Here is a 26,280-nt window from a genome sequence, read left to right as displayed (position 1 = left end):
AAACGCCATGTCGCAAACGATCAAGCTCGCCCTGCTCGACGACTATCAGAATGTCGCTCTGCGAATGGCCGACTGGGAGCGGTTGCGCAAGCGGGGCGTGGAGATCACGGTCTTCAACCAGCCCTTCGCCTCGATCGACGATGCGGCGCAGAAGCTCGCGCCGTTCCAGATCGTACAGATGCTGCGTGAGCGCACGGCCTTCCCGCGCTCCCTGATCGAGAAGCTGCCCAACCTCAAGTTCCTGGCCCTTACCGGCGCGCGGGCCATGAGCCTCGACGACAAGGCGGCGACGGCGCGCGGCATTCCGATCTCCAACACGCCGGGCGGCGGCTCCAACGCCTCCACCGCCGAGCTGTGCTGGGCGCTGCTGATGGCGTGCGCGCGCGATCTCGCCAAGGCGGATCGCCTGGTGCGTGCCGGTGGCTGGCACGATGGCATCAGGAACATGGTCGTGCTCGAGGGCAAGCGGCTGGGCGTGATCGGTCTCGGCAAGCTCGGCGCGCGCGTCGCCGGTTATGCCAAGGCATTCGGCATGGAGGTGGTGGCCTGGAGCCAGAACCTTACCGAAGAGAAGGCCGCCCAGGGCGGCGCAAAGCTCGTGACGAAGGACGAGCTGCTGGCGACGTCCGACTTCATCACCATTCATCTGGTTCTGTCCGACCGCACGCGCGGACTGATCGGGGCCAGCGACCTCGCGAAGATGAAAAAGAGCGCGATGCTGATCAACACCTCGCGCGGTCCGATCGTCGACGAGGCAGCCCTGATCGCCGCGCTGAAGAACGGCACCATCGCCCATGCCGGTCTCGACGTGTACGACCGCGAGCCGCTGCCGGCCGGTCACGCCCTGACCAAGCTCGACAACGTGACGCTCGTTCCGCATCTGGGCTACGTCGTCGAGGAGAGCTATCGCCACTTCCACGAAGGCACGGTCACCAACATCGAAGCCTGGCTCGACGGCAAGCCGATCAATGTCATCAACCCCGAGGCGCTCAAGAAGGGTTAACTTCCGAAAGACGCGTCGAGAGGCGGCGGCGTTGGAGACCATAATGCGGCCGCCGCCTGCACGGGGTTAGGATGGCAGTCTCGCTCTCCGCCCGTTCGGTGCTGTCATGCTCGCTTCCTTCATTCTCCCTTCGTCGTTCTCCACGGCAGCGACCTTTCCTCGGCAAGTAGACGGTCCGCCGAATTCGGGAATTCGGGAAATTTCCCGAATCCTCCAGGTCGGACGGCGCAAGTGATTGAGACTCAAGGCTTTTCGCGGCAGAGGCGGCAATTCCCGAAAACAGATATTTTTCGGCGATCCGAGGGGTGAAGCCCGGGGAAAGAAAAATCGACGAGCGATGTCGATTCCATTCCCGGCCGAGCGTCGATGAGATGACGGGATGAGCCGTCATCGAGCCAAGGAGATCGACATGTCGCAATATCTGCTGCTGCTGCACCACACGCCCAACTACAACATCGACCTGCCGCGCGAGAAGATGATGGAGATGACCCGGCGCTACATGGGCTGGGCCGATCTGCAGCGCCAGAAGGGCAAGCTGGTCGGCGGCGAGAAGCTGGCCGCCGGCGGCGTGCGCCACATCCGCGTCAAGGACGGCAAGGCGGTCGTGAGCGACGGCCCCTATGCCGAGGCGAAGGACGTGATCGGCGGCTATTTCCTCATCGAGGCCCGTAACGCCACCGAGGCCGAAGCGATCGCGCAGGATTGCCCGCATCTGGGCCTGGGGCCGAGCAACTGGGTCGAGATCCGGCCAGTCGACGACATGGAAGCCGTGCGCAAGGCTGCAGCGGCGGATTGAGCCCCCATGCCGTTCGAGGTCCATCGGCTCGTCGACTCGCTGGCACGCGATTCGGCGAGCCGCCTGGTCGCCGCCCTGGCGCGGCGCCTGGGGGCCGGCCGCATCGCCATTGCCGAGGATGCCGTCCAGCACGCTCTTCTGCAGGCCTTGTCGGCCTGGCCGTTCAAGGGAGTGCCGGACAAGCCGGAAGCGTGGCTCGCGGTCGTGGCAAAGAATCGCGCTCTCGATCTTTTGCGCTCGGAGTCGCGCGGCGTGACCTTGGCCGACGAGCTGGTGCCGCTGACGCGATCGGAGTCGGAAAGCGAGGGGCGCTTCGATCGCGAGCTCAATGACGACGAGCTCGCGCTCCTGTTCGCGGTCTGCCATCCGGCGCTGTCGCCGGAGATGCGCGTGACCTTCGCCCTCAAGACAGTGTGCGGTCTCACCGTCGCGCAGATCGCGTCGGGCCTGCTGAGCGACCCCGCCACCATCGCCCAGCGGCTGGTCCGCGCCCGCCGCCAGCTCGAAGCGTCCAATGTCGCGATCGAGGCGCCGCCGCCGGACATGCTGGCGGATCGCGCCGAGTCCGTGCGCACCGCGCTCTATCTCATGTTCAACGAGGGCTATTCGGCCTCGTCCGGCGAGGTGCTGGTGCAGCCTGAATTCTGTGTCGAGGCGGTCCGGCTGGCGCGCGCCCTGGCGCATCATCCGATGACCGCGGCACCGGCCAGCGATGCCCTGGCGGCGCTGTTGGCGCTGACCGCGGCACGCCTGCCGACCCGCGTCGGGCTCGACGGGGTGGCGCAGCTGCTCGAGGATCAGCCGCGCGACCGATGGGACCGGAACCTGATCGCTCTGGGCCTCGCCTATCTCGAGCGCTCGGCGCACGGCGACGAACTGACCGTCTGGCACTTGCGGGCGGAAATCGCGGCGTTGCATGTCACGGCGACGAGCGCTGCGACGACCGACTGGTGCCGCATCGTGTCGATCTACGATCAACTGCGGGAGATCGATGCCTCGCCCGTGGTCGAGCTGGCGCGCGCGATTGCGGTTGGGCGTGCCCACGGGCCGGCGGCCGGATTGGCCGCACTGCCGCTGGTCGACGGCAATCCGTACGGCGAAGCGGCGCAGGGCGTCTTTCTCGCGGAACTCGGCCGGCTCGACGAAGCGCGTTGCCACTTTGCGCTGGCAAAGGCACTGGCGCGGACCGAGCCCGAGCGGCGATTGATGGAGCGGCGGCTCAGGTCCTGAAGCGCAGCAGGAGGTGGTTCACGCCGTTCAGCTTGACGTAGAGATCCTCGAACTGCGCGTAGAAGTCTTCCCATTGCGGCAAGCCTCCCTGCGCGCCGAGCGCGGTGTAGAGCTCGGCCACGCTGCGCCGTCCGTCGATCAGCGAAATGATGCGAGGTGCGAGGGGCGGCAGCTGCGCCCGCCACGGGAAGCCGTCGAGATTGGCGATCAGCGGCTGGCCCGGCTGCAGCCCGGCCGCCAGCTTGTGCGGATCCATCTCGCGCAGCACCGGAATCGCCTGCGTATCCTCGGGACGGGCCACGGTGTCGTAGCCGGCGCGTGTGGCATAGAAGACATGGGTGCGGAGATTGCCGGCCAGCCTCTCGGCAAAGGCCGCCCGCTCGAGCAATGGCAGCGAGCTGGCCTGCCGCGCGATCACCGGATCGCTCATGTAGGTCGAGGGCTCGTAGCGCACCGGCTCGAGGAAGGCGACGACCCGCAACCCGGCATCGCCCGCCAGCTTGCCGATCTCCGGCACCGTGTAGGCGCGATCGCAGCTGTGCAGCAGCAGGTCGTACAGGCCGGCGTCGCCACCGGTGACGTGGTCGTTGAGATAGGGGTTGCGCCGGAACAGGTTGGTGGTCGGCAGGAAGCGGATCAGCCGCTTGGCCATGGCGATGCGGTCCTCGATCGCCATCGACGGCGGGGCGAGCGTGCGCAGCATCTCCTGCAGGGGGTAGACGCCGGTGCGGCCATACTGGCCGTAGAGCATCACGCCGATGCCGCCCTCGGGCTCCAGGACGCTCGCCAACGCCTGCATGCCCGCCGTCGGATCGGGCAGGTGATGCAGGACGCCGGTGCAGTCGATGTAGTCGAAGGTGCCGATATTCATCGCCGGCAGGTCGAGCAGCGAGCCGGTGATGAAGTTGATGTTGCGCAGGCCCCGGGCCTTGGCGCGCGCTTCGCAGACCTTGCGCGAGGCCGACGAGAGATCGAGATAGACGACCTCTGCCGGGCAGCGCCGGTCGACGAGCTGCTGGGCCAGCATGATGCAGGCATCGCCCGTCCCGCCGCCGGCAATCAGGGCGCGAAACGGGCGGTTCAGGTTCAGCCGGCCGGCGAACAGGTAGTGGTTGATCTCGAGAATGTGGCTCGGCGTGCCAGTGATCAGCCGGACCTGCTCCTCGCGCGGATCGCGTGGCGGGTAAGGCAACGCTTCGTACTGAACGCGAAGATTTTCCAACGACGAAGGAACGGTCATTATGGCCTTGTTTCCGGACGCGCGGACAGCTACCCCAACCCCATGGGAGCGCCCGCGCACCGATTACTGCAACAAAATACGCGGCCATGAAAGGCTATTTCGGCATCGGTGTCGAAGGCGTCAGCAAGGCGATGAACGTCGGAACCCTGTTCCGCACCGCCCATGCCTTCGGAGCGTCCTTCGTCTTCACCTTGCGGGCGCAGTATAACCGGCGCGAGGGCGGGCACAGCGATACCTCGGACACGCCACGCTCGGTCCCGACCTATCACTTCGCCGACTTGTCCACATTCCGGCTGCCCGCGGGCTGCCGACTGGTCGGCATCGAGATCTCGGACGAGGCCATCGAGCTGCCGAGCTTCCGCCATCCGCGACAGGCCGCCTACATCCTGGGTTCCGAGCGGGAGGGGCTTTCGACCGACGTGCAGTCTCTCTGCGATTACGTGGTCAAGATCCCGACCCGCTTCTCGGTCAATCTCGGGGTGGCGGGCGCCCTGGTCATGTACGACCGGCTGCTGACACTCGGCCGTCACGCGCCGCGCCCGGTGGGCGAGGGCGGGCCGACCGAGACGGCGCCCGTCCCGGTGTTCGGCGAGCCCCTGTACAAGCGGCGCCAGCGGCTCCGGCAAAAAGCGCAGGCAAAACAATAATCTGGCGCCGGGATCGGGGGCCGCTCTGGCGCCCGCGAGGTCGATGCACTATCTCAGCCCGGATCCATGACCCTTTTGCCCACCGAACCGTTGCAGATCACCGAGCCGTTCAGCGGCCGCAACGACACGCGCCCCAACCTGGTCGGCCTGTCGCGCGAGGCGCTGCAGGCGACCCTGGTCGAGGCCGGGCTGGAGCCGTTCCGGGCCCGCCAGGTCTGGCAGTGGATCTACTGGCATGGCGTCACCGACTTCGGCCGCATGTCCAATATCGCGAAGAAGACGCAACAGCGGCTGGCCGACCTGTTCGTGATCGAGCGCCCCGGCATCGTCACCGAGCAGCGTTCGGTCGACGGCACCCGCAAGTGGCTGCTGCGCTTCGCCGACGGTAACGAGGCCGAGACGGTCAATATCCCAGAGGCGGATCGCGGCTCGGTCTGCGTTTCGAGCCAGGTCGGCTGCACGCTCACCTGCACCTTCTGCCATACCGGCACCCAGCCGCTGGTCCGCAACCTGACACCGGCAGAGATCGTCGGCCAGTTCATGGTGGCGCGCGACAGCTACGGCGAATGGCCGACACCCACCGAGACGACGCGCATGCTGTCCAACATCGTCATGATGGGGATGGGCGAGCCGCTCTATAATTTCGACAACGTGGCGACCGCGCTCAGGATCGTCATGGACGAGCAGGGCATTGCGCTCAGCCGCCGCCGCATCACGCTCTCGACGTCCGGTGTGGTACCGATGATCGCCAAGGTGGGCGATGTGCTGGATGTCAATCTGGCCGTGTCGCTGCATGCGGTGAACGACGACATCCGCAACACGCTGGTGCCGATTAACCGCAAGTGGCCGATAGCCGAGCTGCTGGCGGCCTGCGCCGCCTATCCCGGCGCCAAGAACAGCCGGCGCATCACCTTCGAATACGCCATGCTGAAGGGCATCAACGACAGCGATGCCGATGCCCGCGAGCTGGTACGCCTCCTGACGCCGATCCATGCCAAGGTGAACCTGATCCCGTTCAATCCCTGGCCCGGCGCGCCTTATGAGTGCAGCTCCAACAACCGCATCCATCGCTTCGCCGAGATCGTGAACGAGGGCGGACTCAGCGCCCCCATCCGCACCCCGCGCGGCCGCGACATCCATGCCGCCTGCGGCCAGCTCAAGAGCGCCAGCGCCCGCAGCAAGGGGCAGAAGGTGTTGCTGTAGTCGCTATATCCGTCGTCTCGACCGAAACCGAGCGCAGCGAGGTGGAGTGGAGAGACATTGTCGGCACCTACAAGATCTCTCCCGAAAGATCCTGCCACTCGGGATTGGCGGCGTCGATCAAAGCGATCTTCTTTTCACGTCGCCACCGCTTGAGTTGTTTCTCCCGTTCGATGGCATTCGGCGCCGTTTCGTGCGCTTCGATATAGGTAGGCTTGGTGATGTTGTAGCGGGACGTGTGCTGGGATAGGCCGCGCCGATGTTCTTCAAGCCTGCGTCCTAAGTCCGACGTAACATCGATGTAAAGTGCGGGCCTTCGGCCCATGGTCGGGACGACGATTATGTACGATCCTTCTTCAATGCCGTGACCTTCGACAGGAAGGCCTGCTCAGATGCGATCGGTGTGAGGCCGGCTTCGGCGGCACAGTGGTCGAGGCGGCTGCCGACGTAGTCGGCGTAGTAGGGCTCGTGGAAATAGTGCGGGAAGAGGTCGAGCAGGCCGTCCCACTCGGGGCGATCGCCCTTCTGAATCGACTCGACGATCACGATCAAGCCGTCCGGCTTCGCGACACGCGCCATCTCCGCGAGCGCCTTGAGGCGCACCTCGGCCGGGAGTTCGTGCAGCAGGTACGACGAGACGACGAGGTCGAGGCTCGCATCGTCGAAGGGCAACGTCTCCGCCGCACCCTCGATCAGCTTCGCCCGCGCCGTGCGCCCGATGATGCGGCGCGCTTCCTCGAGATAGGGGGCGCTGAGATCGAGGCCCGTGAAGCGGACGCCGGGCCATGCCGCATGCAGGAAGGCCAGCAGCCGGCCCGTTCCGCATCCGACATCGAGCCCGCGCAGGGTGCGCTGGTTGCGGCCGGCCATCCATTCGGCGATCGGCTTCAGCGCCCGCCGGCGCATCACGTCGGCCGCCCCCGTGAACAGAACCTCGACCTGCGTGTCGTAGAGCGTCGCCGATTCGTCGCTGAGCCAGCCACCGCTCTGGAAGTGGAAGTTCTGCCGATAGTACTCGGGCAGGCCGGCATCCTGCTGGCCGGGCCGCAGCTCGTCGTCGAGCCGGCCATGGCGGCGGGCATCGACCTTGGGCAGGTCGCGAAAATAGAGGAGGCTGCGCTGCAGCAGCCGGGCTGGATCGGGCGCCAGTATCAGTGGCGCCGGGAACAGGCCGGCCGCGATATCCTGCCACTCTCTTGCGAACAGGGAGCGGATATCGGCCGTCATTTCCGCCCGGTTCGGGGTCGGTCCAATGGCAAAATCCGGTTTGGGCATGGGCTTCATCAGCCGCAGCCCGGCTGCGTAATGGCCGGCATACCAGGTCACGCGGGCGGCCTGGCGGGCAGCATAGGACAGGCGATCGAGCGGAGAGGCCATTTTCGCGGTCTTGACGCCATTATAGCGGCTTGCGGGGCGAGGGTCGGCGGCTATATTCGCGCGCTTTCACCGAACTGACGAGCCGCCGAGGCAGCCATGAGCATTAATTATACCGGCCCCTACAAGAAGGGGGAGATCAAGAAGGTCGTGCTGGCCTACTCCGGCGGCCTGGATACCTCCGTCATCCTCAAGTGGCTGCAGACCGCCTATGGCTGCGAGGTCATCACCTTCACCGCGGATCTCGGCCAGGGCGAGGAGCTGTCCCCGGCGCGCAAGAAGGCGGAGATGCTGGGCATCAAGCCAGAGAACATCTACATGGACGACGTGCGCGAGGAGTTCGTGCGCGACTTCGTCTTTCCGATGTTCCGTGCCAACGCGCTCTATGAGGGCCAGTATCTGCTCGGCACGTCGATTGCCCGCCCGCTGATCGCCAAGCGCCAGATCGAGATCGCACGTGCGACCGGTGCCGATGCCGTGGCGCATGGCGCCACCGGCAAGGGCAACGACCAGGTCCGCTTCGAGCTCTCCTATTACGCGCTCAAGCCCGATATCAAGGTGATCGCGCCGTGGCGCGAATGGGATCTCTCCTCGCGCACCAAGCTGCTCGAGTTTGCCGAGAAGCACCAGATTCCGATCGCCAAGGACAAGCGCGGCGAAGCGCCGTTCTCGGTCGATGCCAACCTGCTGCACTCGTCCAGTGAGGGCAAGATCCTGGAGGATCCCTGGCAGGAGGCCGACGAGATGGTCTACCAGCGCACCATCTCGCCGGAGGCCGCGCCCGACAAGGCGACCTACATCACCATCGACTTCGAGAAGGGCGATGCCGTCGCCATCGACGGCGTGGCGATGTCGCCGGCGACCCTGCTCACCAAGCTCAACGAACTCGGCAAGGCCAACGGCATCGGCCGACTCGACCTGGTCGAGAACCGCTTCGTCGGCATGAAGAGCCGCGGCATCTACGAGACGCCCGGCGGCACCATCCTCTATGCCGCCCATCGCGGCATCGAGTCGATCACGCTCGATCGCGGCGCCGGCCATCTCAAGGACGAGCTGATGCCGAAGTATGCCGAACTGGTCTACTACGGCTTCTGGTTCTCGCCCGAGCGCGAGATGCTGCAGGCGCTGATCGACAAGAGTCAGGAGAACGTGACCGGCACGGTGCGGCTCAAGCTCTACAAGGGCAACACCACCGTGGTCGGCCGCAAGTCGCCCAAGTCCCTCTACTCGATGCAGCATGTGACGTTCGAGGAAGACCAGGGTGCCTACAACCAGCGCGATGCCGAAGGCTTCATCAAGCTGAACGCCTTGCGTCTGCGGCTTCGCGCGTTGGGACAAGGCGGACCGAAGAGCTGATAATCCCTCCGGTCAACGGAGTTTTCGATGCCTTTCGACGACATCCGACGCCCCGGGCCGGAACGCGGCGCGCATGAAAGAGCGATCAACCTGCCGCCGGCGATCCTCTGGATCATCGGCCTCAACGTTGCCGTTCAGCTCGTGCGCGAGTTCCTGCCCCCGGCGACGGACGAACAATTGGTGCTGCAGTTCGGCCTGGTGCCGATCGCCTATACGGGCGAACTCGGCGGCGACTGGCTGTCCATCATCGGCGCTCCGTTCGTCTATCAGTTCCTGCATGCCGGCTGGGTCCATCTCGGCGTCAACATGCTCAGCCTGGCGGCGTTCGGCGCGCCGGTCGAACGGTTCCTCGGATTCCGGCGCTTCATCCTGTTCTATCTCTCTGCCGGCCTGGTGGCGGGGCTGATCCATATTCTGTCCTTTCCCAATTCCGCCGACCCTGTCGTCGGCGCTTCCGGATCGGTGAGTGGCGTGTTCGGCGCCGTTCTCTTCCTGTTGTGGCGCCTCGGCCGCATGCCATCGCTCCTTCCGGTGGCGGGTATCTGGATCGCCATGAATGTCTTCTTCGGTGTCTTCGACCTGACCCCTGGGGCCGGTGGCGCGCCGGTGGCCTGGACTGCGCATATCGGTGGCTTCATCTTCGGCCTCGCCGCCCTGCGCCTGTTCATGGCACCCAACCAGACGGTCTAGGCGCGCGGCCGCCGGCGTCGATGGCGGTCTGAATGTTCGGGCTGAAACGGCTTCGTCACATTGATCGGTCGAAGTCCGGTCTATAGTCGCCGCCATGGCTCATCAGGCGCTTCCGCTTCGCCGTTATCTCGCCACCAATGCCGTGGTGCTGGCCCCTCCCTTTGTCGGGCTGGCCGGTCTCTGGTGGCATGGCGACCTGGCCTTGCGCCCGGCCCTGATTGCGGCTGCAGGCATCGGGGTGGTCACGATCCTGCTGCTCCAGCGCTATCTCGGGGCTCTGGGACGCTTCGCGCGCTTCGTCAGCGAGCTGTCGGGAGACCAGGAGCCCGTGATGCCGCGCCTCAAGTTCGCTCCAGCAACGGAGGAACTCGCCGTCGCGGCCGCGATCCTCGCTTCCGGCTGGCGCCGGCAGCGCGCCTCCATCGACAATCTGGCGGCCTCGGCCCAGGCGATCGTCGACGGCCTGCCGGATCCCCTGATCGCGGTCGATCGGCAGCGCCGCATCGTGCGCTCCAATCGGGCCGCCGTGGCGTTGCTTGGACCTGTCGTCGCCTTCCGCGACCTGTCGACGGTGCTGCGCTATCCCGCGCTGCTGTCGGCGATCGATACGCTGCTGTCGGTGACGGATGGCAACTTCCACGGTCCGGACCACGTCGCCGTCGATCTCATGCTGCCGGGACCGCCGGAGCTCGACGTCATTGCTCATGCCCAACGCTTGCCGCGTGCGGCAGCCGACGGCTCGCTGGCCTTGATCGTCCTCCACGACACGACCGCCTTGCGGCGCGCAGAACGCATGCGCGCCGATTTCGTGGCCAATGCCAGTCACGAGCTCAAGACGCCGATCGCAGGACTGCTCGGCTTCATCGAGACGCTGCGCGGGCCGGCCCGTGACGACGCGGCGGCCCGGGAGCGCTTCCTGGGCATCATGGCGGAGCAGGCTGATCGCATGCGGCGGCTGGTGGACGATCTTCTGATGCTGTCGCGCATCGAACAGCACGAGCATGCCCGACCGGATGCCGCAGTCGACCTCGGCCGCGTCCTGGCAGGCGTCGGGGATCTGTTGCAGCTCAAGGCCTCGTCGCGGAAGGTGACACTCGAGCTGGCGGTGGAGCCGACCTTGCCGGCCGCCGTGGGCGACTACGACGAACTCACGATCGTCTTCCAGAACCTGATCGACAATGCCATCAAGTATGCCAAGCCGGCGACGACGGTGCGGGTGACCGCCCGGCCGGCCGGCGAGGATCGCGTCTCGGTCGCCGTGGCGGACGAAAGCGACGGGATCCCGGCGGCGCATCTGCCGCGGCTGACGGAGCGTTTCTACCGAGTGGATACGGCGCGGTCGCGCCAGCTGGGCGGGACCGGGTTGGGATTGGCCATCGTCAAGCATGTGGTGAACCGTCATCGGGGCCGGCTCGAGATCCAGAGCACGCCGGGCAAGGGGTCGGTTTTCACGGTGACCCTTCCGGCTGCCATCTCCCAAAAATAGCGTTTGTCTTTGATCTACCCCCATGCGGGGAAACGACTGTCATCCAACGGTAACAATTCTGTAATAGAGACGAGACGTAACAGCCCTAGTGCACTCCCGTTCGATCCGAACCAAAGGAGAGAGACTCGTGAAGATCACCAAGATTGCCCTGACTGCGGCGGCATTGATTGCCACGTCGTGGTCGGCTTTCGCTGCCGACATTTCCGGCGCGGGCGCCACTTTTCCGTACCCGATCTATGCCAAGTGGGCCGATGCCTACAAGAAGGAAACCAACATCGGCTTGAACTATCAGTCGATCGGCTCGGGCGGCGGCATCAAGCAGATCAAGGCCAAGACGGTGACCTTCGGCGCGTCCGACGCTCCGCTCCCGGGCAAGGAGCTCGACGACGCCGGTCTCGCGCAGTTCCCGATGGTCATGGGCGGCATCGTGCCGGTGGTCAATCTCGACGGCGTGAAGCCGGGCGATCTGGTGATCGACGGCCCGACGCTGGCCAAGATCTATCTCGGCGACATCAAGAAGTGGGACGATCCTGCGATCGCCAAGCTCAATCCCGGCGTCAAGCTTCCTTCGAATGCGATCGCCCTGGTGCATCGTTCGGACGGATCGGGCACGACCTATAACTTCACCTATTATCTCTCGGACGTGAGCCCGGAGTGGAAGACCAAGGTCGGCACCAACACGGCCGTGCAGTGGCCGGCTGGCATCGGTGCCAAGGGCAACGAAGGCGTCGCCAACAATGTCGGTCAGACCAAGGGCTCGATCGGCTATGTTGAATATGCCTACGCCAAGCAGAACAAGCTCACCTTCACCAAGATGGTGAACAAGGCGGGCAAGACCGTGTCGCCGACCGCCGAGGCCTTCCAGGCTGCGGCCGCCAATGCCGACTGGAAGAGCCAGCCGGGCTATGGCGTGATCCTCGCCAACCAGCCGGGTGACGCCTCCTGGCCGATGACCGCGGCGACCTGGATCCTGGTCTACAAGCAGCCGTCCGACGCTGCCGCGACCGGCGAGGCGCTCAAGTTCTTCGCCTGGTCCTACGCCAAGGGCCAGAACATGGCGAAGGAGCTGGACTACGTGCCGATGCCGGCCAATGTCGTCACCGACATCGAAAAGACCTGGACCTCCGAGATCAAGGACAGCAGCGGCAAGCCGATCTTCTCGCTGACGCATTGATCGCAATGTCGAGTCCCCTGGCCGCGAGGCCGGGGGACCTTTAACCGGTTGCGAGAGGGCGTAGCATGTCCGAGGTGGCATTGAACGGAGTAGCTGAAACAACGGGCGCAGCGGCTGCCCGTGCGACGGCGCTGAACCGGTTGCGGCTCAGCGATATCGCCTTCCGCGAACTGACGCGGATCGCGGTTTACGCGGTTCTGGCCTTGCTGAGCGGCGTGATCCTGGCGCTGGTCATCGGATCGGTCCCGGCACTCAAGGCCTTCGGCCTGTCGTTCGTGGTGACCGAGGTCTGGAACCCGGTTACGGAGAATTTCGGCGCTCTGGCGCCCATCTACGGTACACTGGTGACGTCGGCGATCGCCATGGTGATCGCGGTGCCGGTCGGGCTCCTGATCGCCTTCTTCCTTACGGCGCTCTGTCCGCTGTGGCTGCGCCGGCCGATCGCCATCGCGATCGAACTGCTGGCCGGTATTCCCAGCATCATCTACGGCATCTGGGGTCTGTTCGTCTTCGCGCCCTTCCTGCAGAAGTATGTCCAGCCATTCCTGATCGACACCTTCGACGGTGTGCCTGGTCTGTCGTCCCTGTTCGCCGGACCGCCTTACGGCATCGGCATGCTGACCGCGGGCTTCATCCTGGCGATCATGGTCCTGCCCTTCATCACCGCGATCTCGCGCGACGTATTCGAGGCGGTGCCGCCGGTGCTCAAGGAAGCGGCTTACGGCCTTGGCTGCACGACTTGGGAAGTGTTCAAGCATGTCGTTCTGCCCTTCACGCGCGTCGGCGTGATCGGCGGCGTCATGTTAGGGTTGGGCCGCGCCCTCGGCGAGACGATGGCGGTAACCTTCGTCATCGGCAACGCCCACACGGTTTCCAGCTCGATCCTGGCGCCCGGCACGACGATCTCGGCCTCGATCGCCAACGAATTCACGGAGGCGGTCGGCGATCTCTATACCTCGTCGCTGATCGCGCTGGGCCTGATCCTGTTCGTGATCACCTTCATCGTGCTCGCGATCGCCCGATACATGCTGCTCCGCCTGCAGCAGAAGGGACGCTGACGATGGCCGACTCCCGCAGGAATACGCTCTACGCCGCGCGCCGGCTGCGCAATACGGTGGCCACCTCCCTGGCCTATGGCGCAACCGCCTTCGGCCTGGGATGGCTGGTGTTGATCCTGGGCGTCCTGCTGCTGCACGGCTTCGGCGGCCTGTCGCTCTCGGTCTTCACTGAGAACACGCCGCCGCCGGGCTCGGCCGGCGGCCTGCTCAACGCCATCGCAGGCAGCATCGTGATGACCGTCCTTGCGGTCGTGATCGGCACGCCGATCGGCATCCTCGCCGGGACATACCTGGCGGAGTACGGCCGGCACGACAAGCTCGCCAGCATCGTGCGCTTCATCAACGACATCCTGCTCAGCGCGCCCTCGATCGTGATCGGCCTCTTCATCTACGAGGTGATGGTCGCGCCGATGGGTCATTTCTCGGGCTATGCCGGCGCCGTGGCGCTGGCGGTGATCGTGATCCCCGTCGTCGTGCGGACGACAGAGGACATGTTGCGGCTGGTGCCGGACACGCTGCGCGAAGCGGCTGCCTCGATCGGCTTGCCGCGCTCGCACATGATCGTGCGCATCGCCTATCGCGCGGCGCGCGCAGGCATCGTCACCGGCATCCTGCTTGCCATCGCCCGCATCAGCGGCGAGACCGCGCCGTTGCTGTTCACGGCCCTGAACAACCAGTTCTGGAGCCTCAACATGAACGCGCCGATGCCTAGCCTGCCGGTGGTCATCTTCCAGTTCGCCCTGTCACCCTACGAGGAATGGCAGAGCCTTGCCTGGACCGGCGCCCTCCTGATCACCGTCACGGTGCTGGCGCTCAGCATCTTCGCCCGCACTCTCACAGCGAGAAAGTAATGACCATGGCCTCGACCAATGCATCTGCTTTCGCCGTGCCTGTCGCCACTCATGCCGCTGTCAGCACGGCCGGGCTCGCGGAGAAGGTTTCGATCCGCAATCTCGAGTTCTTCTACGGCGACTCGCGGGCCCTGAAGAACATCAACCTGGCGCTCTACGCCAACAAGACCACCGCCTTCATCGGCCCGTCGGGCTGCGGCAAGTCGACCTTGCTGCGGGTCCTGAACCGCATGTACGACCTCTATCCCGGACAGCGTGCCACCGGCGAGGTGATGTTCGACGGGCAGAACCTCCTGGACTCCGGAGTCGACATCAATCTCCTGAGGGCGCGCATCGGCATGGTGTTCCAGAAGCCGACGCCGTTCCCCATGTCGATCTACGAGAACATCGCTTTCGGTATCCGGCTCTATGAGCGCCTGCCCCGCGCGGAGGTCGATGCCCGGGTGGAATCGGCCCTGCGTCGTGCCGCGCTGTGGGACGAGGTCAAGGACAAGCTGGATGCTTCGGGCCTCGGCCTGTCGGGCGGTCAGCAGCAACGCCTGTGCATCGCCCGCACGGTCGCGGTGAAGCCCGAGGTCATCCTGTTCGACGAACCCTGCTCGGCGCTCGATCCGATCTCGACCGCCAAGATCGAGGAACTGATCGACGAGCTGAAGCAGGACTACACGATCGTGATCGTGACCCACAACATGCAGCAGGCAGCCCGCGTCTCGGACTTCACGACGTTCATGTATCTCGGCGAGCTGGTCGAGTTCGACGTGACCGAGAAGATCTTCACCGCCCCCACGGACTCGCGCACCCAGGCCTACATCACCGGCCGCTTCGGCTGACACGGCGCATCCTAGAAGGAACCCGATATGGCCAACGACCACATTCTCAAGCGCTTCGATGAGGAGCTGGAACGGCTCAATGCCACCATCAACGAGATGGGCGGCCTGACCGAGGCCCAGTTCGCCAAGGCACTCCAGGCCGTGCGCGACCGCGACACGGCCATCGCCGAAGAGGTGATCGCCGACGATGCACGGGTCGACGCACTCGACGTCGTGGTGCAGGAACAAACCGTCAAGATGCTGGCCCTGCGCCAGCCCATGGCGGTCGACCTGCGCGTGGTCCTGTCCTCGATCAAGATCGCGGCGGCGCTCGAGCGCATCGCCGACTATGCCAAGAACACGGCCAAGCGCAGCATCGTCCTCGCCCAGGGCTCGGCGCCGCCATCGGCGGTGGCCGGCATCGACCGGCTCGGCCGCCTGGTGCGCGCGGCGCTCAAGGACGTGCTCGACGCCTTCGCCGACGACGACGTCGCAAAGGCCCGCGACGTGTGGGATCGCGACGAGGAGATCGATCAGGTCTACACGGGCCTGTTCCGCGAGCTCCTGACCTACATGATGGAGGATCCGCGCACCATCACCGCCTGCACGCATCTTCTGTTCATGGCCAAGAACATCGAGCGTGCCGGCGACCACGTGACCAACATCGCCGAGCTGGTGAGTTTCCGGAACACCGGCCAGAACTTCGCCGAGGCCCGTCGCAAGGGCAGCGGCGCCCTCTACACCACGGATACCGCACCATGAGCATGACCGCCACGGTTCCCTCTCGTCGCGAATCGCAAGGCGCCTCGGTGAAGCCGCGCGTCCTCATCGTCGAGGACGAAAGCGCGCTGGTGGAGCTGCTGCGCTACAACCTCGAGCAGGCCGGCTTCAGCGTCTCCGTCGCCTACGATGGCGAGGAGGCGCTAGCCTCGGTGCAGGAGGATACGCCGGACCTGATCCTGCTCGACTGGATGTTGCCGTTGATGTCCGGCATCGAGGTCTGCCGTCAGCTGCGGCGCCAGACCTCGACCGCCAACCTGCCGATCATCATGCTGACGGCGCGTGGCGAGGAAGGCGATCGCGTGCGCGGGCTCGATGCTGGCGCCGACGATTACGTGTCCAAGCCGTTCTCGCCGACCGAGCTGGTGGCGCGCATCCGGGCGGTGCTGCGGCGCATCCGGCCGGCGCTGGCCGACGAGGCGCTCAACTATGCCGACATCGTCATGGACCTGGTCGCTCACCGCGTGACGCGGGGCGGCAAGCCGGTCCATCTCGGCCCGACCGAGTTCCGCCTGTTACGGCACTTCATGGAACATCCCGGCCGCGTCTTCTCGCGCGAGCAGCTGCTCGATGCGGTGTGGGGCAAGGATGTCTATGTCGAGGCGCGCACCGTGGACGTGCATATCCGTCGCCTGCGCATCGCCCTCAACGGCGAGAATGACACGGACCTGATCCGTACCGTGCGCGCGGCCGGTTATGCGCTCGATTCGCAGGGATAGGCGTTTTCCACAAGCGGCTTAATGGTTTTGTAGCCTTGTCCCTTTAACTGACGCTTGCCCGTTCCGCGTCGGCAGACCCCACGCCCCGCATCGGAACAGGTTGGTTCCCCGGCACGGATGACACCCCGTCGCCGACCGTACTACCCCTCCTTCGGCAACGGAGGAGGGGTTTCTTTTTCAAACTGCCGGCGCACGACCAGCGCCAGGATCAGCGCCGGCAGGCCGAGCAGCGCGGTATAGCAGAAGAAGAGCGCATAGCCGCCGAACTTGTGGCCGAAGGTGTGGCTGGCCTGCAGCGTGTCGACGATCCAGCCCGAATAGCCCGCAATGATCTTGCCGGGCAGCGTCATGATCGAGGTGAAGAGCGCGTACTGCGTCGCCGTATAGGCAGCGTTGGTCAGGCTCGACAGGAAGGCGATGAACACCGAGCCCGCCATGCCGGTGACCAGATTGTCGATGCTGATGACTCCCGCCAGCAACAGCGTGTTCGGCTCGCCGATCCAGGCGATGGCGGCGAAGGTGAGGTTCGCAAGCGACATCGCGATCACCGCGGGTACCAGGAGCCGCGCTGCGCCGATCCGGAACACCAGCGCGCCGCCCGTCAGCGCCCCCACGATCGACATCACGAAGCCGAAAATCTTGCTGACATTGGCGATCTGGGCCAGCGTGAAGCCCATGTCGATGTAGAAGGGGTTCGCCATCACGCCCATGGCGATGTCGGCGAGGCGGAACAGGCCGATGAAGGCGAGCAGCACCAGCGCCATCCAGCCATAGCGGATGAAGAAGTCGACAAACGGGCAGACGATGGCGCCGTAGAGGAAGATCAGGCTCTCGCGCAGCCAGCGCGGCAGGGGACCGAGCCCGGCCGCGAAGTCGGCGACCTTGCCCTCGCGCTCGGCCGTGCCGCTGGCTTCTCGCCGCTCCGGTTCGGCGATGCTGAGCGTGGTCAGGAGGCCCACCAGCCCCAACGCCGCCATGGTCTGGTAGGCGATCGGCCAGGAACCGAACTGCGCGATGTACAGCGCTCCGGCGCTCGCCGCGAGCACGGCGATGCGGTAGCCGAGCTGATAGGTGGCCGCCGTGGCGCCCTGCAGGCTCTCGTCGGTCGCCTCGATGCGCATGGCATCCATGGCGATGTCCTGCGTCGCCGAGGAGAAGGCGACGACCAGCGCGAACATCACCAGATGCCAAAGGTCCGTTCGCGGGTCGCAGAACGACATGGCGAGCAGGCCACCAGCGATGCCGCTCTGCGCCAGCAGCATCCAGGCGCGCCGGCGGCCGAGCCAGCGCGTCAGCAGCGGCAGCGGTACGCGATCGACGACCGGCGACCACACGAACTTGAAGGAGTAGGTGATGCCGATCCAGCTGATGAAGCCGATCGCCGTGCGGCTGATGCCGAACTCGCGCAGCCACGCCGACAGGGTCGAGAAGACCAGCAGGAAAGGCAGGCCCGCCGAGAAGCCCAGAAACAGGAACTGGATGACCCGCGGGTGGCTGTAGGTCGCGAAGGTCGCGCGCCAATCCCGCTTGTCGTCCAGCTTGGCCGTATCGCTCACATCAGGCCCTTGAGCGGCGTCTCGGGGCGTGCGCCGACATGGGAGATGATCTCGGCGGCCGCGATGCCGCCCAGCCGCGCGCATTCGGCCAGCGGCTTGCCGTGGGTGAAGCCGTAGAGGAAGCCAGCGGCATAGAGATCGCCGGCGCCAGTCGTGTCGACCACCTTGGCAACCGGAGCGGCCGGAACGGCGTGCGTCTCGTTGCCCTTCACGACGATGGAGCCTTTCTCGCTGCGTGTCAGGGCGGCGATCTTCGCTTCCTTGCGTGTCGCTTCCAGCGCGGCTTCAAAGCTGTCGACCTGGTACAGGGATTTGATCTCGCTCTCGTTGCCGAACAGGATGTCGACCTTGTCGCGGATCAGGGCGCGGAACTCGTCGCGATAGCGATCGACGCAGAACGCATCGGACAGCGTGATCGACACCAGCCGGCCGGCGGCATGCGCCGCGTCGAACGCCTTCAGCACCGCCTTCTTGGCCTCGGGCGCGTCCCAGAGATAGCCCTCGACGTAGGTGACCTGCGCTCCGCCCACCAGCTTGGGGTCGATGTCGTTCGGGCCGAGGCCAGTACAGGCGCCCAGGAAGGTGTTCATGGTGCGTTGCGCGTCGGGTGTCACCAAGATCAGGCAGCGCGCGGTGGCGGGCCCCGATTGCGCCTGCGGCGTGTCGAAAGCCACGCCGATGGACCGCAGATCATGCGCGAAGACGGTGCCGAGCTGATCGTTGCGCACCTTGCCGATATAGGCACCCTTGCCGCCGAACGAGGCGACGCCGGCCATGGTGTTGCCGCACGAGCCGCCCGAGACCTCGATACCCGGCCCCATATCGGCATAGAGCGCGTCGGCGCGGGCCTCGTCGATCAGCATCATGCTGCCCTTGGCGAGCTTGTGCCGGGAGAGGAAGGCATCGTCGGCATGGCTGATCACGTCGACAATGGCGTTGCCGATTCCCAGCACGTCGAAGGCAGCGGATGTCATGAGGTCTCCATTATCGACAGTTTGACCGTTAAAGCGTCAGCAGATGCATGCCGGGTTTGGTTTCGTCCAGCAAGGTCACGATCCCGGCGACCGTGAAGGGGACGTCGCGCCGCAGCTGGGCGCGATCGATGCCCAGTGCACGAAGCCCCATCTCGCACACGATGAAGCGGGCACCGAGCTCGACGCAGGCCTGCAGCAGGGTCTCGAAATCGCCGATGCCGCGCTGGCGCATCAGTTCGTCGCGATCCCAATCGTCGAGTGTGGCAGGCGGTCCCAGCAGGGCGCGGATCCCGCCGAGGGTGAAGAACAGGATGGCGGGCCGGTTGATGGCGAGCGCCGCACTGGCGAGGGCCAGGGCGTAGTGCACGCTCTCATAGTCGCCCGATCGCACGATCAGCGACAGGCCGCCTTCGGGACCCTTCATGCGGCCCCGCAGGTCGGACAATCGGCACGCTTGGTGATCGCCATCTCCTCGAACGAGGCGTCGAGCGCGTCGTACGTGAGCAGGCGACCGGACAGGGATCGGCCGATGCCCAGGATCTCCTTCACCACTTCCGTTGCCTGGAGGGCGCCCAAGGTGCCGGCCAGGGCGCCCAGCACGCCGGCCTGGGCGCAGCTCGGGACCGCGTCCTCGGAAGGGGCGGCCGGGAAGATGCAGCGCAGGCAGGGATGGGCGGCACCGAGCCAGGGCTTGTAGGTCGAGATCTGACCGTCGAAACGAAGGATCGCCGCGGAAACCAGGGTCTTCCTGAGGCGATAGCAGGTGTCGTTGAGCAGGTACCGTGTGGCGAAGTTGTCGCTGCCGTCGGCCACGACATCGTAGCCGGCGATGATCCGCTCGGCATTGGCGACTGTCAGCCGCTCCTGGTGGGGCTGGACGGTGACTTCGGGATTGATCTCGGTCAGGGCGCGACGGGCGCTGTCCGTCTTGGCCGCGCCGATATCGGCGGTGCGATGGATGATCTGACGTTGCAGGTTCGACAGGTCGACCGTGTCGTCGTCGATCACCCCCAGCGTGCCGATGCCGGCGGCGGCGAGATACTGCAGGGCGGGTGCGCCGAGGCCGCCGGCGCCGATCACGAGGACCTTCGCCGCGATCAGGCGCGATTGGCCGATGCCGCCGATCTCGGGCAGCACGATATGCCGCGCGTAGCGCCTGATCTGCGTCTCGGTCATATCGGGTAGCACCGTCATGGTCCGCTTATAGCATGGCGCGGCGGACACATTGGCTGCTAGAGCGAGCTGGAATGAGTACCGTCATCGAGTCCCAAGCGGCTGGCGTCGCCGCGCGCCCCAAGCTGACGCCGCTGCTGGTCGCGGTCCTCGCGCTTCTCTCGGCTTTCACCCCGCTCTCGATCGACATGTATCTGCCGGCGCTGCCGGTGATCGCCATCGATCTGCACAGCACGACGGCCGATATCCAGCTCACCCTGTCGGCGTTCATGCTGTCCTTCGGGCTTGGCCAGATCTTCTACGGGCCGGCGGGCGATCGCTTCGGTCGCCGGCGCATCATCCTGGGCGCGCTGGGCATCTATGTGATCGCCAGCCTCGGCTGCGCCGTTGCGGCGGCCGCCGAGCAGCTCATCCTGTTGCGCCTGCTGCAGGGCCTTGCCGCCTGCGGCAGCGTGGTGTTGTCGCGGACCATGGTGCGCGACCTCGCCGAGCGCGACCAGGCGGCGCGCGTGATGTCGCTCATGCTGGCCTGCACCTCGATCGCACCGATGATGGCGCCCCTGATCGGCGGTCAGATCCTGTGGTTTCTCGGCTGGCACGCGATCTTCCTCATTCTGGCGGGCGTCGGCCTGTTCGCCTGGCTGACGAGCTTTCTCTATCTGCCCGAGACGCTGCGGCCGGAATACCGCCAGCCGCTGGTCCTGTCGGCGATCCTGAAGCGCTTTGGCGAGCTGTTCCGGCACAAGGCATTCATGGGCTACGCCTTCACCAGCTCCTTCCAGTTCGCAGCGCTGCTCTCCTTCCTGTCCGGCTCACCGTTCGTCTTCATCGAACGCTACGGCGTCGCGCCGCGGCTCTACGGCGTGATCTTCGGCGGCATTGTCCTGTTCATGACCGTCGGCAGCCTCGTGAACGCCAAGCTGGCGCCGGTCTTCGGAGCCAGCAAGATCCTGCGCTATGCCGTGCTCATTCCCGCGATCACTGGTCCTGCGGCCCTGGTGCTGGGGCTGATCGAAGCGCGCTACGGCACCATCGGCATGTGGCCGTTCTTCTTCTGCTTCGCGCCGCAGATCGCCGCGCTCAGCATGATCGCGCCCAATGCCACCGCGGTCGCCCTGCAGCGCTATCCCCACATGGCCGGCACCGCCTCGTCGCTGATGGGCGTGATGCAGTTCGGCCTTGGTGCGGTGTTCGGCGCCGTGGTCGGCCAGGCGCTGGACGGCACCATCGCGCCCATGACGACCGCGATGGGAATTGCCGGGCTGCTCTGCTTCGTGTCGAACCGGCTGCTGGTGCCCCGTAACGGATAGGCATCGCGAGACGGCCGTTGCCGTTAAAGAAACGGGAAAAAAACGGAAACGGTCCCGGGACGATGTCCATTCTTCAGTTGTCATCGGCCGATCTTACGACTGACCGGCCCCGGACGACGATTATGGTCACCTACGCCCGGCGCCGCCCAGGCACGTGACTAAAGCTGTAACGTCGGGATGAGACAAGACTGGCATCGCAGCAACGGGCCGGAGGCCGGGATGAACGACCTGGTATTGATCGCCTTTCCATCCGAGGCCCAGGCCGAGGAAGTGCGGACACGGATCCTCGCCCTGCAGAAAAAATACTTGATCGAGGTTGGTGACGCGGTGATCGCCGTGCGCGACGCGAAGGGCCATGTGAAGCTCAACCAGATGGTCAGCCTGACCGGGAGCGGCGCCAGCAACGGTGCGATGTGGGGCCTCATTACCGGCGCCCTCTTCGCGATGCCTGCGGTGGGTGTGGCGGCGGGGGCGGCAGTCGGTGCCGTCGAACTGGCTGCGGCCGCCCTTCCCGGGGTTGCCGCGACAGCCGGGGCCGTTCACGGGCTGCTGGCCGATGTCGGCATCCCGGACGCCGAGATGAGGGAGCAGGCCCGGGCCTTGAAGCCCGGCGAGGCCGGATTGTTCCTGCTCATCCGCAAGATGACGGCCGACAGGGTGCTGGCCGATCTTGCCGGCGTCGGCGGCAGGGTGGTGAGGACATCGTTCGACGCGGCGACCGAAAAGGCCTTGCGGGCAGCATTGGCGGAGCACGTGGCGGCCACGTCCTGAGCGACCTCGTCGTCGCGGCTTCGTCTCAAGCCCGTTCGCCCGTCGAGCGCTCGGGACTCAGCCTCAGCGCCGCAGATCGATCACCACCAGGTCGCCGCGCTCGTTGCCGAGAGCAAGGCGGAAGCCGTCGGGAGCCCAGGCGAGACCCGTGATCGGCGAGCCGTCCGCGATCCTGATCACGATCGAGCGCCGGGACTTGATGTCGCCGAGCTGCACCTCGCCGGTGTCGTAGCCGCCCAGCACGAATTCGGCCGTCGGATGGGCGGCAACGACGGTGATCAGGCCGGCGCCTTCCTGGCCGAACTGCAGCGGCGGCTTGCCCTCGGGGCCCTTGCCCGCGAACGACCAGGCCGTGAAGACCGGCTGTGCGGAGGTGTAGAGCCAGCGTGCATCGGCCGACCATGAGAGCGACCGCACCTTGGCCGGATATCCCTGCATGCGCATGTCGGCGGCCTGCGCCACCCGCCAGACATGGATGTCGTTCTCCTGCGTGCCGGTGGCGATGAACTTGCCATCCGGACTCCACTTCATGGCGACGTGGCTGCCCGCCCAGGCGAAGCGCCGCGGCGGCAGGGTGACCTGGCCGATGCTCCACACCGTGACGCCGCCATAATGCGCGCAGGCCAGCCGGCCGCCATCCTTGCTGAAATCGAGATCGGCGACGGTGCTCTGATGCGGCCCGAACTCCCGCACCTCGCCGTCCTTTGCCACCAGCGCCATCTTGCCGGCAGAGGCCGCCACGGTGCCGGTCGCCCTGTGCGTGGCGATATGCTCGATCCATTTGCCCTTCTGGTTGGCCACTTCGCTGACCGAGCCATCGAGCGCCAGGCGCAGAAGCCGCCCATCGTCGCCGCCGCTGACGAACCCGGTTCCGGCGGGATCGGCCGCCAGGGCCAGCACCGCGCCTTTGTGAACCGGCGCGGCGCCGGCCGGGACGGCGGCGGACAGATCGGCGGGCAGAAAGCGCACGGCGCCATCGCCCAAGGCAAAGGCCGCAACGGTGCCGTCGCGGCTGAAAGCACAGCCGGCGACCGGCGCATCGCCGGCCACGGAGCGGTGGCGTGGCAGGTCGATCTGCCACGTCGGATCAGCGAGATCGAGCTTCACGGATCTACTTCAGGCAGTCCTGGAAGCCGCGCTCGAGATTGTCGCCGTCGAGATTGCGGCCGATGAAGACGAGCTTGCTGGTGCGTGGCTCGCCTTCCTTCCACGGCTGGCCCCAGTCGGCGTCCATCATCATGTGCACGCCTTGATAGACGTAGCGGCGGGGCGCGCCATCGATGGCCAGGATGCCCTTGCTACGGAAGATGTCGGGGCCCTTGATCTGCAGGACCGCGCCCATCCACTTCTGGAACTTGTCGGGATCGACCGGACGGTCGGCGGTGATGCTGAGGCTGGTGACCTCGTCCTCGTGATCGTGGTCGTGGCCGTGTTCAAGGAAGTCCGGTTCGAATTCCAGGATGCGGTTGAGGTCGAACGCGCCCTTGTCGAGGATGGCGTCGAGCTCGACCTTGCTCTTCTCGGTACGGTGGAGGCGGGCATAGGGATTGATCGACCGGATCCGGTCCTCGACCTTCTTCAGCTCCTCGGGACTCACGAGATCGGTCTTGTTCAGCAGGATCACGTCGGCAAAGGCCACCTGCTCCTCGGCTTCGTCACCCTGCTCGAGCTGGCCGAGGAAATGCTTGGCATCGACCACGGTTACGATCGCATCGAGCCGGGTCCTGGCCTTCACCTCCTCGTCGGTGAAGAAGGTCTGCGCGACAGGGCCGGGATCGGCCAGGCCGGTGGTCTCCACCAGAATGCCGTCGAACTTGTCCTTGCGCTTCATCAGCCCTTCGATAATGCGGATCAGATCGCCGCGCACCGTGCAGCAGATGCAGCCGTTGTTCATCTCGAACACTTCCTCGTCGGCATTCACCACGAGGTCGTTGTCGACGCCGAGCTCGCCGAACTCGTTGACGATCACGGCGTATTTCTTCCCGTGCTGCTCGCTCAGGATACGGTTCAGCAGGGTTGTCTTGCCGGCGCCGAGATAGCCGGTCAGCACCGTCACGGGCACTTGTGCCGATGTCTGGGGAGTCGCCATGGGTTTTCCCTTGAGATTGGCCCTTGAAATAGGGTGGCCGAAGCGCGGAGTCTAGGGCGCGCGTGCCGAGCGGTTGCGGGCGGACCACCAGCGCCGGAAGGCCACTCCCGCCCAGATGGCTTCCACCACGCCGAAGGGCCAGGCGCCTTGCAGGAAGCCATAGGCCGATCCGAGCAGGCAGGCGCCGGCAAAGCAGAGGATGAAGAGGTGGCTACGGTTCTCCAGGGCGTAACAAAGGAGCATCGCGGTAACGGCGAGCAGCCCGAACGCGGTCAGGCCATCCAAGTTGTCCTCCTACGCCCGCCTAAAGCCGCTCGCCGCGGATCAGCTTCGGGAGATCGCCGACCATGCCCATGGCATGGCGGATGAAGAAGCGTCGCAGCGGCGGGATGCGGTTGACGGCGCCGAGCCCGAGATCGCGGGCCAGCCGCAGCGGCTTGATGTCGTTGGAGAACAGCCGGTTGAGAAGATCGGTCGCGGCGATCATGGCGAAGTTGTCGGCGCGCCGCCATTGGGCATAGCGCTCGAGCGTATCGGCGCTGCCGACATCGAGACCGAGCCGCTTGGCGTCGACCAGGACCTCGACCAGGGCGGCGATGTCTCTGATGCCGAGATTGTAGCCCTGACCGGCGATCGGGTGCATGCCATGGGCGGCGTCTCCCACCAGCACCAGCCTCTGCTCGATATATCGCTCTGCGTGTACAAGATGCAGCGGATACCACCAGCGTGGTCCGATCGTATCCACCTTGCCCAGGAAATCGCCAAACCGGCGCGCGAACTCGGCCTGGAACCGCGCCGCGTCGAGTTCGAGCAGGCGCTTGGCGATCGCGGTGCGCTCGGTCCAGACGATCGAAGAGAGATGCTCTCCCGTCTCGGAGTCGCACATCGGCAGGATGGCGAAGGGGCCGCCGGGCAGGAACTTCTCCTGCGCGATGCCGCGATGCGGCCGCTCATGACGCGCGACCAGCACGATCGCGGTCTGATTGTAGGACCAGGAGCGAGCACCGATGCCCGCTTCTTCGCGCATCGTGCCGAAGCGACCTTCGGCGGACGCGACCAGCCTGGCGGTGATGACACGGCCGCTCTTCAGGCTGATCTCGACCTTGTCGGCATCGCGCTTGGTTTCAACGGCGTCGTCGGGCGCGATGAGCTCCACATTGGCGCAGTCGATGAGTCGCCGCAGCATCGCCGCGCGCAGGAAGCGGTTCTCGACGATCCAGCCCATGGGCGCATCGGGATTGTCGTCCACGCCGGCTTCGCGGTGGTCGAAGTGCAGGAACAGCGGACTCGCCTGCCCGTCGTGGCCTGCATCGGAAATGCGGATGTCGAGAATCGGCTCGGCGACATTGGCGACGTCGTCCCATACGCCCAAAGCCTTGAAGAGACGCTGGCTCGTGTAGGAGATCGCCATCGTGCGACCATCGAAGCCCGCCTCGGTCATCGATTTCAGTGGCAACCGATCGATGAGGGCTATCTTGAGCCCGGCCTGGCCAGCGGCAAGGGCAAGAAGGCTGCCGTTGAGGCCGGCACCCACGATGGCGAGGTCAAACCGTTCGCTATCCATGGGCGTGTAATGGCAGCCGACGGGGCTGGCGGCAAGGTGCGCCAGCCCCTTCGAACGATTCTCAGAATGTCTTGCTGACCATGAAGAGGGCACGCGAGGCGCAGTTCATGGTGTTTCCGCAGTTTTCGTAAGCGTTGACGCTTGTTCCGACATAGGAGACGGAGAAGTCGACGGTGAAGGCGGTCATGGTGAGGCCGACCTGCCAGTCCCAGTAGTTGTTGCTGCTGATGCCGTAGTTGACGTTGTTGGCGACATACTGGTTGCCGATCGAGCCGAACAGCTTGAAGGCGATGTCTTCGTGGAGCTTGATGAAGGGCAGCGGCACGGTTGCGAGCAGCTGCTTGTACCAGGCGGTGCCGGAATTGGCGAAGAAGTTGGGGCTGTAGTGGACGCCGAAGGTGAACTGGGCGACGTCGAAGTCGTAGCCGAC

28 protein-coding genes are annotated in these 26,280 nt (G+C 65.6%); 16 read left to right on the top strand and 12 right to left on the bottom strand.

Translation table 11 applies throughout. The annotated features are described in order from the left end of the window. The first annotated feature begins 7 nt into the window (after positions 1-7). The 3 genes from B5D62_RS15405 to B5D62_RS15395 all read left to right on the top strand — a co-directional run bounded on the left by B5D62_RS15405 (position 8) and on the right by B5D62_RS15395 (position 3,029). A complete protein-coding gene (locus B5D62_RS15405) occupies positions 8-1,003 on the top strand; it encodes a D-2-hydroxyacid dehydrogenase family protein (RefSeq protein WP_085934807.1) in 996 nt (331 codons plus the stop codon). 379 nt (positions 1,004-1,382) lie between these two features. Beyond that, positions 1,383-1,799, top strand: coding sequence for a YciI family protein (locus tag B5D62_RS15400; protein WP_085934806.1), 417 nt, complete (start codon positions 1,383-1,385; stop codon positions 1,797-1,799). A 6-nt stretch (positions 1,800-1,805) separates the two neighbouring features. Continuing rightward, a complete protein-coding gene (locus B5D62_RS15395; protein ID WP_085934805.1) occupies positions 1,806-3,029 on the top strand; it encodes an RNA polymerase sigma factor in 1,224 nt (407 codons plus the stop codon). Here B5D62_RS15395 and B5D62_RS15390 read toward each other — a convergent pair. After that, positions 3,019-4,269, bottom strand: coding sequence for a class I SAM-dependent methyltransferase (locus B5D62_RS15390; protein WP_085934804.1), 1,251 nt, complete (start codon positions 4,267-4,269; stop codon positions 3,019-3,021). The genes B5D62_RS15395 and B5D62_RS15390 overlap by 11 nt on opposite strands. Before the next feature lie 86 nt (positions 4,270-4,355). Between B5D62_RS15390 and B5D62_RS15385 the strand changes: the two genes are divergently transcribed. Together B5D62_RS15385 and rlmN are read left to right on the top strand one after the other, a co-directional pair. Beyond that, positions 4,356-4,916, top strand: a complete 561-nt coding sequence (locus B5D62_RS15385; RefSeq protein WP_085934803.1) for an RNA methyltransferase — start codon at positions 4,356-4,358, stop codon at positions 4,914-4,916. 66 nt (positions 4,917-4,982) lie between these two features. After that, complete coding sequence (rlmN, locus tag B5D62_RS15380; RefSeq protein ID WP_085934802.1) at positions 4,983-6,119, top strand: dual-specificity RNA methyltransferase RlmN; 1,137 nt, start codon at positions 4,983-4,985, stop codon at positions 6,117-6,119. Between the two features lie 67 nt (positions 6,120-6,186). On the opposite strand, the gene B5D62_RS15375 is transcribed toward rlmN, so the two are convergent. Together B5D62_RS15375 and B5D62_RS15370 are read right to left on the bottom strand one after the other, a co-directional pair. Next, on the bottom strand, positions 6,187-6,441 hold the full coding sequence (locus B5D62_RS15375; protein WP_085934801.1) for a GIY-YIG nuclease family protein: 255 nt from the start codon (positions 6,439-6,441) through the stop codon (positions 6,187-6,189). Positions 6,442-6,455: 14 nt separating this feature from the next. Next, positions 6,456-7,493 carry a class I SAM-dependent methyltransferase gene (locus B5D62_RS15370; RefSeq protein WP_085934800.1) on the bottom strand — a complete coding sequence of 346 codons (1,038 nt, stop codon included), beginning with the start codon at positions 7,491-7,493 and terminating at the stop codon, positions 6,456-6,458. Positions 7,494-7,589: 96 nt separating this feature from the next. Between B5D62_RS15370 and B5D62_RS15365 the strand changes: the two genes are divergently transcribed. The 9 genes from B5D62_RS15365 to phoB all read left to right on the top strand — a co-directional run bounded on the left by B5D62_RS15365 (position 7,590) and on the right by phoB (position 16,413). After that, entirely contained in the window at positions 7,590-8,846 is a 1,257-nt protein-coding gene (locus B5D62_RS15365) for an argininosuccinate synthase (RefSeq protein WP_085934799.1), read from the top strand. Between the two features lie 27 nt (positions 8,847-8,873). Beyond that, positions 8,874-9,536, top strand: coding sequence for a rhomboid family intramembrane serine protease (locus B5D62_RS15360; RefSeq protein ID WP_085934798.1), 663 nt, complete (start codon positions 8,874-8,876; stop codon positions 9,534-9,536). Positions 9,537-9,630: 94 nt separating this feature from the next. Next, positions 9,631-11,022 carry an ATP-binding protein gene (locus tag B5D62_RS15355; protein WP_085934797.1) on the top strand — a complete coding sequence of 464 codons (1,392 nt, stop codon included), beginning with the start codon at positions 9,631-9,633 and terminating at the stop codon, positions 11,020-11,022. 127 nt (positions 11,023-11,149) lie between these two features. Beyond that, complete coding sequence (pstS, locus tag B5D62_RS15350) at positions 11,150-12,196, top strand: phosphate ABC transporter substrate-binding protein PstS (RefSeq protein WP_085934796.1); 1,047 nt, start codon at positions 11,150-11,152, stop codon at positions 12,194-12,196. A 65-nt stretch (positions 12,197-12,261) separates the two neighbouring features. Continuing rightward, positions 12,262-13,254 carry a phosphate ABC transporter permease subunit PstC gene (pstC, locus tag B5D62_RS15345; protein ID WP_085934795.1) on the top strand — a complete coding sequence of 331 codons (993 nt, stop codon included), beginning with the start codon at positions 12,262-12,264 and terminating at the stop codon, positions 13,252-13,254. A gap of 2 nt (positions 13,255-13,256) precedes the next feature. Beyond that, positions 13,257-14,105, top strand: coding sequence for a phosphate ABC transporter permease PstA (pstA, locus tag B5D62_RS15340; RefSeq protein ID WP_085934794.1), 849 nt, complete (start codon positions 13,257-13,259; stop codon positions 14,103-14,105). Then, positions 14,105-14,935 (top strand): phosphate ABC transporter ATP-binding protein PstB, encoded by an 831-nt coding sequence (gene pstB / locus B5D62_RS15335; protein WP_085934793.1) that lies wholly within the window; start codon positions 14,105-14,107, stop codon positions 14,933-14,935. The genes pstA and pstB overlap by 1 nt, the downstream gene beginning before the upstream one ends. Before the next feature lie 27 nt (positions 14,936-14,962). Next, positions 14,963-15,676, top strand: a complete 714-nt coding sequence (gene phoU, locus B5D62_RS15330) for a phosphate signaling complex protein PhoU (protein ID WP_085934792.1) — start codon at positions 14,963-14,965, stop codon at positions 15,674-15,676. A gap of 2 nt (positions 15,677-15,678) precedes the next feature. Then, positions 15,679-16,413, top strand: a complete 735-nt coding sequence (gene phoB, locus B5D62_RS15325; RefSeq protein WP_085935133.1) for a phosphate regulon transcriptional regulator PhoB — start codon at positions 15,679-15,681, stop codon at positions 16,411-16,413. Positions 16,414-16,553: 140 nt separating this feature from the next. On the opposite strand, the gene B5D62_RS15320 is transcribed toward phoB, so the two are convergent. Genes B5D62_RS15320 through B5D62_RS15305 form a run of 4 tightly spaced genes read right to left on the bottom strand, consistent with a single transcriptional unit; the run spans position 16,554 to position 20,137 of the window. Beyond that, on the bottom strand, positions 16,554-17,969 hold the full coding sequence (locus B5D62_RS15320) for an AmpG family muropeptide MFS transporter (RefSeq protein WP_218191086.1): 1,416 nt from the start codon (positions 17,967-17,969) through the stop codon (positions 16,554-16,556). Further along, entirely contained in the window at positions 17,966-18,943 is a 978-nt protein-coding gene (locus B5D62_RS15315; protein ID WP_085935132.1) for an adenosine kinase, read from the bottom strand. The genes B5D62_RS15320 and B5D62_RS15315 overlap by 4 nt, the downstream gene beginning before the upstream one ends. A 28-nt stretch (positions 18,944-18,971) precedes the next feature. After that, positions 18,972-19,367, bottom strand: a complete 396-nt coding sequence (locus B5D62_RS15310; RefSeq protein ID WP_085935131.1) for a DsrE family protein — start codon at positions 19,365-19,367, stop codon at positions 18,972-18,974. Further along, the gene (locus tag B5D62_RS15305) at positions 19,364-20,137 is read right to left on the bottom strand and encodes a HesA/MoeB/ThiF family protein (RefSeq protein WP_085934790.1); all 774 of its coding nucleotides are present in this window, start codon (positions 20,135-20,137) and stop codon (positions 19,364-19,366) included. Before B5D62_RS15305 ends, B5D62_RS15310 begins: the two co-directional genes overlap by 4 nt. A gap of 53 nt (positions 20,138-20,190) precedes the next feature. Here B5D62_RS15305 and B5D62_RS15300 point away from each other — a divergent pair, with 53 nt between their 5' ends. Then, entirely contained in the window at positions 20,191-21,426 is a 1,236-nt protein-coding gene (locus tag B5D62_RS15300) for a Bcr/CflA family multidrug efflux MFS transporter (protein ID WP_170920961.1), read from the top strand. Between the two features lie 219 nt (positions 21,427-21,645). Next, positions 21,646-22,197, top strand: a complete 552-nt coding sequence (locus B5D62_RS15295) for a DUF1269 domain-containing protein (protein WP_085934788.1) — start codon at positions 21,646-21,648, stop codon at positions 22,195-22,197. Positions 22,198-22,260: 63 nt separating this feature from the next. Here the strand turns inward: B5D62_RS15295 and B5D62_RS15290 are convergent, their stop codons facing one another. The 5 genes from B5D62_RS15290 to B5D62_RS15270 form a co-directional block, all read right to left on the bottom strand. Further along, positions 22,261-23,304 carry a WD40 repeat domain-containing protein gene (locus B5D62_RS15290; protein WP_085934787.1) on the bottom strand — a complete coding sequence of 348 codons (1,044 nt, stop codon included), beginning with the start codon at positions 23,302-23,304 and terminating at the stop codon, positions 22,261-22,263. A gap of 4 nt (positions 23,305-23,308) precedes the next feature. Next, the gene (locus tag B5D62_RS15285; protein WP_085934786.1) at positions 23,309-24,286 is read right to left on the bottom strand and encodes a CobW family GTP-binding protein; all 978 of its coding nucleotides are present in this window, start codon (positions 24,284-24,286) and stop codon (positions 23,309-23,311) included. A gap of 51 nt (positions 24,287-24,337) precedes the next feature. Continuing rightward, the gene (locus B5D62_RS15280) at positions 24,338-24,571 is read right to left on the bottom strand and encodes a hypothetical protein (protein WP_085934785.1); all 234 of its coding nucleotides are present in this window, start codon (positions 24,569-24,571) and stop codon (positions 24,338-24,340) included. Between the two features lie 19 nt (positions 24,572-24,590). Next, entirely contained in the window at positions 24,591-25,850 is a 1,260-nt protein-coding gene (locus tag B5D62_RS15275; protein WP_085934784.1) for a UbiH/UbiF/VisC/COQ6 family ubiquinone biosynthesis hydroxylase, read from the bottom strand. 61 nt (positions 25,851-25,911) lie between these two features. Then, positions 25,912-26,280 (bottom strand): TorF family putative porin (locus B5D62_RS15270; RefSeq protein ID WP_218191085.1); only part of this gene is annotated, 369 nt, incomplete at its 5' end.

Source organism: Enhydrobacter aerosaccus (genome assembly GCF_900167455.1).
Taxonomy (GTDB): domain Bacteria; phylum Pseudomonadota; class Alphaproteobacteria; order Reyranellales; family Reyranellaceae; genus Reyranella; species Reyranella aerosaccus.
This window is presented reverse-complemented; position numbering and strand designations above follow the sequence as displayed.

Coding starts and splice junctions, on each gene's coding strand:
- B5D62_RS15310 (WP_085935131.1), bottom strand. CDS start 19,367: ATGAAGGGTCCCGAAGGCGGCCTGTCGCTGATCGTGCGATCGGGCGAC.
- B5D62_RS15385 (WP_085934803.1), top strand. CDS start 4,356: ATGAAAGGCTATTTCGGCATCGGTGTCGAAGGCGTCAGCAAGGCGATG.
- B5D62_RS15370 (WP_085934800.1), bottom strand. CDS start 7,493: ATGGCCTCTCCGCTCGATCGCCTGTCCTATGCTGCCCGCCAGGCCGCC.
- pstB (WP_085934793.1), top strand. CDS start 14,105: ATGACCATGGCCTCGACCAATGCATCTGCTTTCGCCGTGCCTGTCGCC.
- B5D62_RS15305 (WP_085934790.1), bottom strand. CDS start 20,137: ATGACGGTGCTACCCGATATGACCGAGACGCAGATCAGGCGCTACGCG.
- B5D62_RS15395 (WP_085934805.1), top strand. CDS start 1,806: ATGCCGTTCGAGGTCCATCGGCTCGTCGACTCGCTGGCACGCGATTCG.
- B5D62_RS15300 (WP_170920961.1), top strand. CDS start 20,191: ATGAGTACCGTCATCGAGTCCCAAGCGGCTGGCGTCGCCGCGCGCCCC.
- pstA (WP_085934794.1), top strand. CDS start 13,257: ATGGCCGACTCCCGCAGGAATACGCTCTACGCCGCGCGCCGGCTGCGC.
- B5D62_RS15275 (WP_085934784.1), bottom strand. CDS start 25,850: ATGGATAGCGAACGGTTTGACCTCGCCATCGTGGGTGCCGGCCTCAAC.
- B5D62_RS15365 (WP_085934799.1), top strand. CDS start 7,590: ATGAGCATTAATTATACCGGCCCCTACAAGAAGGGGGAGATCAAGAAG.
- rlmN (WP_085934802.1), top strand. CDS start 4,983: ATGACCCTTTTGCCCACCGAACCGTTGCAGATCACCGAGCCGTTCAGC.
- B5D62_RS15315 (WP_085935132.1), bottom strand. CDS start 18,943: ATGACATCCGCTGCCTTCGACGTGCTGGGAATCGGCAACGCCATTGTC.
- B5D62_RS15285 (WP_085934786.1), bottom strand. CDS start 24,286: ATGGCGACTCCCCAGACATCGGCACAAGTGCCCGTGACGGTGCTGACC.
- pstC (WP_085934795.1), top strand. CDS start 12,262: ATGTCCGAGGTGGCATTGAACGGAGTAGCTGAAACAACGGGCGCAGCG.
- B5D62_RS15375 (WP_085934801.1), bottom strand. CDS start 6,441: ATGGGCCGAAGGCCCGCACTTTACATCGATGTTACGTCGGACTTAGGA.
- phoU (WP_085934792.1), top strand. CDS start 14,963: ATGGCCAACGACCACATTCTCAAGCGCTTCGATGAGGAGCTGGAACGG.
- B5D62_RS15400 (WP_085934806.1), top strand. CDS start 1,383: ATGAGCCGTCATCGAGCCAAGGAGATCGACATGTCGCAATATCTGCTG.
- phoB (WP_085935133.1), top strand. CDS start 15,679: ATGACCGCCACGGTTCCCTCTCGTCGCGAATCGCAAGGCGCCTCGGTG.
- B5D62_RS15355 (WP_085934797.1), top strand. CDS start 9,631: ATGGCTCATCAGGCGCTTCCGCTTCGCCGTTATCTCGCCACCAATGCC.
- B5D62_RS15390 (WP_085934804.1), bottom strand. CDS start 4,269: ATGACCGTTCCTTCGTCGTTGGAAAATCTTCGCGTTCAGTACGAAGCG.
- B5D62_RS15405 (WP_085934807.1), top strand. CDS start 8: ATGTCGCAAACGATCAAGCTCGCCCTGCTCGACGACTATCAGAATGTC.
- B5D62_RS15360 (WP_085934798.1), top strand. CDS start 8,874: ATGCCTTTCGACGACATCCGACGCCCCGGGCCGGAACGCGGCGCGCAT.
- B5D62_RS15295 (WP_085934788.1), top strand. CDS start 21,646: ATGAACGACCTGGTATTGATCGCCTTTCCATCCGAGGCCCAGGCCGAG.